Raw genomic sequence first — 8,158 nt, 5'->3', positions numbered from 1 at the left:
TGGTGGAAAACGCCTTCCGCCATCTCAAAGAATGGCGGGCAGTAGCCACCCGCTATGCCAAAACGTCGGCCTCTTACCTGGCTGCCTGCCAGATCAGAGCCCTGGCGCTCTGGATAAAACTACTTTGACGACACGCCCTAGGAGGGGTAGTCTATCCCCTACCGCAGATACGGGCGCCTGGGGGCTTGGTAGCGGACGCCTTCGTGACCGCGCATCTGTTTGTCACCCCGCCGGCGCCGCTCGAACGCGTGCCGGTGGGTAGCACCACGGCAATGCTGGATATGGCGCCCATGGTGCGGATAGGCGGGCAGTTCATTAAGCGCCGGGAGTATCGCAACGGCGTGGTGCAGAGCCTTGTAGGCCACACGGTCACGAGACTCTCTCTGCGCGATGGTGCCGGCGCTGCCATCACGCGCCTGGACTGGCCGCTGGAACTGAGCACTTACCTGCCTGGGCCGCGGCTGCCGCCGGGCGTGACGCCGGCCGACATGTACTGGGCGCGGTGGAATGCGATACGGCAGCAGTGGCAACCGCTGCCAACCCGCACCAGTGGCCGCCTGTTGATCAGCGTTACCCAGCAGCCCGGTCTCTTTGCCGTGATCGCAGCAACACCGCCGAGCCGAGACTTGAAGAACGGCCTGCGCTACTACTACCCCACAGGGAAGCACGTGGGCTTCGCATTCAGAGATTACTTCGACGCTCATGGCGGCATGGCGCGGTTCGGTTACCCGGTGACCGATGAGTTTCAGCGCGCCGGGCTGACCGTGCAGTACTTCGAGAGGGCCCGATTCGAGTACCGTCCGCAACTCGCCGGCACTCCCCATGCGGTCATATTGGGTCTGTTGGGCGACGAACTGTTGACGCTGTGGAACGCGCATGAGCCGCGAGAGGCGGAACCAAGCGAGGAACTGCCGCCAACGGTGCAGTACTTCCCGGAGACCGGTCACTACGTGGGGCACGGGTTTCTTGCGTACTTCAATGCCAATGGCGGCCTGGAGCGGTTCGGCTTTCCCGTAACCGAGGAACTCTACGACCCCACGCTGGGCCGCACCGTGCAGTATTTCCAACGGCATCGTCTGGCGTGGAACGCTGAAGCGGGCCGCGTGGAAGAAATGCCGGACTTAGCACGCATACTCATTCTCGCTGGAGACCGCATCCGGTAGCGAGCGCGGGCAGGTGCCGCTATTTCAACTCAGCTAAAGCTCTCACGATCCGCTGCCGTTGTCATCGGCATCGGCATACACGGCCTCGCCTCTATGAAGGCGGCGAGCGATGGTGTACGTCTGCGTGGTGGCGCGGCGGGTAGGGGCGTGGGCCGCCTGCCAGCGGGCAATTGCTACCAGCGTCTGGTATGAGGCATCAGCGTGACCGGATTCGGCGAGGTCCTGCGCCAAGTGCACCCCTTCTTCCAGCATTTGAAAGTCGTGGAAGCCGGGGTCTTCGCGCAGGACCGCATGGCCAAGAGTTGCAATCAAGGCCGCCGGCTCATGGCCGAGCGTCAGATAGCGATAGGTCACCGCACCGGCCTCATCCACGCCGCCTTGCCGTTCGCAGTACGCCAGCAGTTGTTCCTGCAAGACAGCGGGGTCGGCTGGCAACGCTGCTAAGGTCTTTGCATTAGGCAGACGCGCCGCAGGCATATTGAGGAAGCGGGCTTGATACACCACCATCGCGCCGTGCAGCACGCCGCGCGCCAGTTCCACGGACGGCGCGCGTTTGGCGACTTGGGCCAGGGACGCGCAGTAGGTGAAGTGGTGCAGGGCCGTATCCCAATCGCCGAACTCATTGCTGACGGCAAAGCGCGTGAGACGCAACGCCGCGGCATACGCCAGCGCCTGTGCTGCATCCGCCAGGGCCAAGCCCTCTCGAAAAGCCGCCAGCAGCGCAGCGGAGCCGGCCTGCGGATCGTCGCCAAGTAACGCCTCGACCAGATCGTCGTCCCATCCGCCCTTAGGCTGCGCCGTAAGGTCAATCGCTGTTTCGAGCTCTGCCTCCGCCGATTCTACAATTGCCACAAGGTTCTCCGGGCGGTGCCAGGTGTTTCGCTCTTCTTCCCGCGTCGCTTGCGCCCACTGGCTGGTGAGGGCAGGCAACACGTCCGCAGCATGCTCCCAACCGATGATGTCCAAGAGTTCCGCAGCCTTTGCCAGCGTATCTATGACGTGGGAGAAGTCGCGGTAGTAGTGGTCCGTGGCAGCGGCGGCCAGCATGTCGAGCAATTGCTCCGGCGTCCAGCCCGCTGCTATGGCCGTGCGCAGCGTGCGCTCAGCCGCGTCCGCGTCGCGCACCTCGACGTATTCCCGAAACCAACGCTTCAAGCGCCCGCTCGGTATCGCCTCGGTAGGCAGCGGATCGAGCATGATCCGCTCCTGCCGGTTCATAGCGTCGTCGCTCACGCGGCGCGTGCCGTGGTAGAGGGAGAGCGGCCGGTCGTCTGCCAGGAGATGCGGCTGCAGGTTTGCCATAGCCGTGAGGATAGTGAGACCGTCTCCCCAACCCCCCGGATTGCGGCTCGATCCTCTTTTTAGTCCGTATGCGGCGGTAGTTGCGACAATTCGCTTCGTGGCGTCCGCGGGTTTCAGATCAAGCAAAGCCAACACGGCTTTTGCTTGGTTGAGCGAAATGCCCTGTTCCAATGCCTTTGCCAGGCGAGTCGCCTCCTGCGCGTACCGCTCGTCTACGTTCTCTGTCTCGCGCAGGTCTACCCACACCGCGCCGTCGCGCACGGAAACGGGATAGGTGCGCACGTCACCGGCCCAGATATCGAATGCGCCGCCGGAATCAAGGTCGAAACGCGCGTAGTGCCAGTAACAGGTCAGCACACCGTCCTCGCAGATACCCCGCGCCAGCGGAAAGCCCATATGGGGACAGCGATTGTCCACGGCGTACGCCTGCTCGTTATGCCAGAACACGGCAATGGTATGCCCCTGCCCCGTCGCCGTCACAACGCCCTGCTCCTGCAAGTCCGCCAGCGCAGACACACGGAGCAGCCCGTTCTCACCAACAGCTTCGAGCTCAACCGAGGTACTTCGCGGTGTCGTTGTAGCCATCGGCAGTCCTTTCAGGGTAACCTTAGACAGAATACGTTCAATTCCAAGTGCCAATTTCTGCATGCCACTCAGCTATTTCACTCAGATTGCGGCCTCAAGACGCCGGGCAAGGCAATCGAAGTCTTCAGGGCACTTTAAGCGGATCGCGTCTATATGGCGTGCAGCCTCTTCACCTAACTCTCTCCGACCGCCGCCGGGCGCATCCGATAACTTACGCTCAGCGGCAAATGGTTCAAAGTATCTTTCTTTCACACTGACTTCTGCGCGGACTTCCCGCCAACTCCAGCCTGTAGGCAGTTCCAATCCAGCCAGTACCCACGTCTCGATTTCTTCCCAAGCGTTCTCCGCAAAGAAGGCGTCTCCAAACTCGTCTTCGATCTGGTCAAGCCTTTGGCGCCTACCCACGATTCCGTCGCGGTCTACGCAAAGAATGAAGATGTCTATCTTTGGGTACTGATCGACGATTTCCTGCAAGCGCTCCGATTTCAATGCCTCAGTTACTCCGCCAAGCAAAGGGTCAAGACAAACCTCTACGCGCAAAGATGATCTCCCAATTTCACGAAACAACCTTTCAAAGATTGGCTTCAAAATGTGCTGGTCGTTTCGGAAGTCTTCAGGGATCAGGAGGACCTTCATTCTCTGTCCTTCTGATCTTCCCTATCCGCCTCCGCGAATGACAGGATGTTCTCCATCCATCCACCAGCGTGAAGGCGTCCCAAGCCCTGGGACTTCCGCAACTCTCTGGCATTGGGTAGCTCCGCTACCCGCCGTATGACGGCATCTGCGGAATCCTCGTCGCGATATACAACAGAAGTATTCTCAAAGGTTGTGTCACTAATGAGATTGAGTACGTCAGGCGAATGTGTGGTGGCAATCACCTGAATCTTCCCTTTCGCGGTTTGGCGTTCGATGAGGTCTAACAATAGATGTAAGCGCGCCGGATGAATGCCATTGTCAATTTCCTCGAAGAAGTATAGACCCTCGAATTCCTCATTCAACAGTGCGGCCAACATGCCAAGAAACCGCAGCGTGCCATCAGACGCACTATAGGCTGACACACTTCTCCCGTTCGCCTCCTGGATCTGGAGATGGATCCGACCGCTGGGATCGCGTGGAAACGTCAAGTCACTCACGTCCATTGGGGTAAGTTCATGCAACCATGAAAGAAGGACATTCTTGCGCTGGGGATTGCTGCAGATTGCCTCGAGCAATGTGGCCAGATTGTCGCCAGTGTCTCCCAATCTGGTAGCGCCCGAGACGGAAGGCTGCCGCATGCGTTCCGGTGACATCTCGAAAAGACGAATCCCAAAGAGTTTTAGAGAGACTTCTAGCCATCCCCAACCCGCCTTCGTCTTACCCGGGATCTCCTTAGTCCAATCTGCGCTGTCGATTCTTTCCTTACTCTCCAGGAGATGATCATAAAGCTGTGTGGGTAACTGGCTAAGACCAGATCGATCCGATGCCACATCTATCGACTCGTCTGGTCTGTTCTTTGTTGGGAAGAAGAGGCGTAGATTTAGATCTCTCTCTTGCGGCCCAGCACTGGTATCCGGCGGCAGGCTGCTAGTGTATAGTGTCCCCGAAACTATTGAGTCGGCTGTAGCCGGATCAGCAGCTAATGATTCGGCTGCGACTCGAAAGCGACCGCCGCAAGTATCTTCTCGTTGGATCCGAACAGAATAGCGTAGGCTCTTTACGCTCGGCATGAGAAGCCTTGCAGGTGTCATCTCGACTTCCAAGAAGAAATCATCCTGTCCAAAGCGGATGATTTCATTGGGGGCGCCACGTATCGGCTGCCATTCCGCGCCGTATTTCCCACCAAGAATCTCTGCCAAGGTGTAGTTGAGGCTAAGGCCAAGAATGAATCGAAATGCATCACGAATGTTGCTCTTGCCGCTGGCGTTGGCGCCGACGATGAGGGTAAAAGGGCCGAGGTGAAGCGTCTCGTCGGCAAAGTTCTTAAAGTTGACCAGGCGGAGCGACGTAATCACGACAGTTCTCTATTGTGAAAGGATGGCATCCCGCTTGCGCGGAAAGGCAATCTAGTATTCAGTGGCTTGTTGTTTGGGTGATCGCTATCTCTAGTTCGTGCAGTTTGGCGGGCAAAAGCTACACCAATCCCTAACATTCTTACTAATCCAATGGTACCAGAGGAGGCGCGGCCTGCGGGAACTCGCTGAGTAGTGGATGACCAGGGCCTGGTGGGCCACTCACGAAAGACATATCATGCTATCGCCAGAATTCCCACGAATTGATGACTTCATTCTCTAGCTAAGCATTGCCTTATACTACGGCGTAGGTGGGACATTCCACCAGCGGCGCTACATTGTGCTTGGTAGAAAGAACCTCCTGCAATTGCCAATCTCTTGTCAGCTTGCAAATTGCTATTACTTCCAAGCAGAAGGAGCAGTGCTTATGGACATCCGGTCGTTTTCAATCGCCACTGAGATTCATCTTGGAGACGGCGCGTTAGACGTGCTGCCGTCGCTCTGCGGCAAGCGGGTGATGGTGGTGGCGGATCCCGCGATGACGCAGTTGGGCTTCACCGAGCGCGTTTGTGGCTTGGCGCGCCAGGCGGGCGCAGCCACGACCATATTCGACGCCGTCGAGCCCGACCCATCGCAGGAGACCTGCGCCGCGGGCGTGGCACTTGCCGAGGAGTTTGCGCCAGATACGATCGTCGGCCTGGGCGGCGGCTCTACGCTGGATGTCACCAAGACTATCCGCGCCGCTTGCGAAACCCCAAACACATCCGTGCCGGAGCTCGTGGCCGCGGGCTTCAATCCGCCGCCGCGCGAGGCCGGCCGGATCGCTTGCATCGCCATTCCCTCCACCAGCGGCACCGGCTCGGAAGTCAGCCGGGGAGCGGTGATTACAGAGACCGCCGCTCAACCCCCGGTTAAACGTATTCTCTTTACCGGCCCGCCCGACGCGGCCATCCTCGATCCGGCCGTGCCGGCCACCATGCCGCCCCACGTGGCGGCAGACAGCGGCTACGACGCGCTGGCGCATGCGGTAGAATCGTACGCCTGTGTGGAATCCCACCGCGTGACGCAAGGGCTGGCAAGCGCGGCGATTGCGGCAGTCATGACGCACCTGCCCGCTTCCGTGCAACAGTCAAAAAACTCGCCGGCCCGCGCCGAGATGCACGTGGCCGCGACCATGGCCGGCGCTACCATGCGCGCCGGACTGGGACTGTGCCACGCGCTTTCGCACCAAGTCACGCCGGCTTTCGGCATCTCCCATGGCCGCGCCAATGCGCTGCTCTTGCCGCACGTCGTCGCCTTCAACGCGCAGGCAGCCGCAACTCTCTACACCGACCTGGCCGCGCGGCTTGGCCTGGGCGGAGATAGACCTATTGCCTGCCTCGTCGAGGCCCTGAAAAAGCTGCGTACCCAGGCCGGCATACCGGCATCACTACAGGAAGTTGGGGTAACGAAAGAGCAATTGTCCCAAGCGCTTCCCCACATGGTTGCCAACGGCTCGCAAGACCCCAACGCTGCCAGCAACCCCCGCCAAGCATCGCATGAGGAAATCGAGACCCTCTACTGGCATGCCTGGGAAGACCGGCGCGCGGACGTGTAGATCCTGTTGGCAATACCGGAGTTTCAATATCGAGGGCAGAGTGAAGGCGCTTCAGGTTGATCAGGCTGCCCTCAGTCTGCGAAGTCGCGCCAGGTGTCGAATGCATGCCGGCAGTGCGCGAGGATTGAAGAGTTGCGGCCGGTGAGCTCCTCGCACCTGAGCGAGCGGTGAAAGTGTTCCAGCGAGCCCAGGGTCCGGGGATGGCAGGGCACGCTCTGGAGCGCGCTGATGCCAAGCAGCATGGGCAGACTGTGAGGGGCTGCAGTGTGGATACACGACATCTTCGGCAGCGCCGCAGTTGTTGCCCCTGGGACCGCGCCTTTCCAAGATCATGGCCAACGGCAGGCCGCAGCGCAAGATTCCGCACACTTCTGACGCGTTGCTGACGACAAAGCGAAAGGAGCATTCCGCTTCCTGTTCAGCCAGGAAAAGCCGAATGCTCCTCAGTGTCCGATCTTGCCTTGGTGAAAGCCTACACGGGCTTTCTATTTACCGCCGCCTCAGCCGGCGGTATCCACCCCGCTTATGGTAAAACCGCGGCGCGCGCCTTCACTCACAAATTCTACTGATGCGCCATCCAGCGCCGCGAACGCCTGCGGATCCATCACCACCCCGACCCCGGAAGAGTCTACCACCTGATCGTTATCTTCAACCTGCTGGTCGAAGCCCATGCCGAAGTTCACCTTGCCGCAGCCGCACTCGCTCTGCACAAAGATGCGCAGCTTGGCATCATCCATGTCGTTATCCGTCATAAGCCGCTGTAATTCAGCCGCCGCCAAGTCCGTAACCGTAATCACGTTGTCGCTCTCTTTCTTCCAACCTAACGCGAAATGCTCTTGAGTCAGCTCCTCGCAACGGCATTATAGCATAACGAGCCTCAGATTAACGTCTTCTGCCACACAGTGAAACACTAGTCTCAAGAACTTAGAATCACCGTCTAGCGGCAGCCATGCCACAACGTAGACAGCCTCGTCATGCCCGGACAATTGGTGCAAGCCGCCGGTAGTCTATAGGGCAAAATGCAATTGACTGTCTCTTTGGTGGAGATGGGGGAGGGTCGAACTCCCCGTCCAAAGCTGTTCTTCCTGCAACCTCTACGAGCGTAGTCAGCTTTTGGGTTTCATTCCCAGAGCACGAGCGGACAAAAACCTCTGAGAATTAGCCTCCGTTTGTCTTTCACAGTCCCCGAAGGCGGCGGATAATATCCGCATGGACTGCGGCACTCCGGCTGAAAGGTCGCCCACGCTGCGCTCACCGGAGGAAGAGCAGATGGACGTCACAGCTCTATTTAGGCCGCGAGAGCAAAATTGTGCTTGTTGGCACTTAAAAAAGTTGCTATCTGATTAACGAGGGTGATAGCACCTCGGCTCGCAGTTCCAGGCCTCCCAGCCCTGTCGAATCCACTCATCCCCATACATACTTAATCATATCATGCCGGACGACCCAGGCAACCATACGGCAGCGATTCTTCAAAGTGAAATTGCAGTTTTCACGGACACCGGATCGTGATCGCTCGAATCCCA

The 8,158-nt window shown here is 59.0% G+C and carries 7 protein-coding genes and 1 other RNA gene; 3 read left to right on the top strand and 5 right to left on the bottom strand.

Annotation, left to right across the window (positions count from 1 at the left end; translation table 11 throughout):
* Together OXE05_08775 and OXE05_08770 are read left to right on the top strand one after the other, a co-directional pair.
* Positions 1 to 128: IS5/IS1182 family transposase (locus OXE05_08775; protein ID MCY4437407.1), on the top strand; the 128-nt coding region annotated here is incomplete at its 5' end.
* Between the two features lie 57 nt (positions 129 to 185).
* The gene (locus OXE05_08770) at positions 186 to 1,163 is read left to right on the top strand and encodes a hypothetical protein (GenBank protein ID MCY4437406.1); all 978 of its coding nucleotides are present in this window, start codon (positions 186 to 188) and stop codon (positions 1,161 to 1,163) included.
* A 42-nt stretch (positions 1,164 to 1,205) separates the two neighbouring features.
* Here OXE05_08770 and OXE05_08765 read toward each other — a convergent pair whose 3' ends face one another.
* The 3 genes from OXE05_08765 to OXE05_08755 form a co-directional block, all read right to left on the bottom strand.
* A complete protein-coding gene (locus OXE05_08765) occupies positions 1,206 to 3,050 on the bottom strand; it encodes a Rieske (2Fe-2S) protein (GenBank protein MCY4437405.1) in 1,845 nt (614 codons plus the stop codon).
* Positions 3,051 to 3,131: 81 nt separating this feature from the next.
* Positions 3,132 to 3,686, bottom strand: a complete 555-nt coding sequence (locus OXE05_08760) for a hypothetical protein (GenBank protein ID MCY4437404.1) — start codon at positions 3,684 to 3,686, stop codon at positions 3,132 to 3,134.
* A complete protein-coding gene (locus OXE05_08755) occupies positions 3,683 to 5,041 on the bottom strand; it encodes an ATP-binding protein (protein ID MCY4437403.1) in 1,359 nt (452 codons plus the stop codon). The genes OXE05_08760 and OXE05_08755 overlap by 4 nt, the downstream gene beginning before the upstream one ends.
* Positions 5,042 to 5,465: 424 nt before the next feature.
* On the opposite strand from OXE05_08755, the gene OXE05_08750 reads away from it, so the two are divergent.
* Positions 5,466 to 6,635, top strand: a complete 1,170-nt coding sequence (locus OXE05_08750; GenBank protein MCY4437402.1) for an iron-containing alcohol dehydrogenase — start codon at positions 5,466 to 5,468, stop codon at positions 6,633 to 6,635.
* Between the two features lie 500 nt (positions 6,636 to 7,135).
* Here the strand turns inward: OXE05_08750 and OXE05_08745 are convergent, their stop codons facing one another.
* Positions 7,136 to 7,432: an iron-sulfur cluster assembly accessory protein gene (locus OXE05_08745; GenBank protein MCY4437401.1), complete on the bottom strand. Its 297-nt coding sequence runs from the start codon at positions 7,430 to 7,432 to the stop codon at positions 7,136 to 7,138.
* 241 nt (positions 7,433 to 7,673) lie between these two features.
* Positions 7,674 to 8,047: a transfer-messenger RNA gene (gene ssrA, locus OXE05_08740) on the bottom strand.
* Positions 8,048 to 8,158: the final 111 nt, after the last annotated feature.

It is taken from the genome of Chloroflexota bacterium (genome assembly GCA_026710945.1).
In the GTDB taxonomy this organism is placed as follows: Bacteria; Chloroflexota; UBA11872; order VXOZ01; family VXOZ01; genus VXOZ01.
This window is presented reverse-complemented; position numbering and strand designations above follow the sequence as displayed.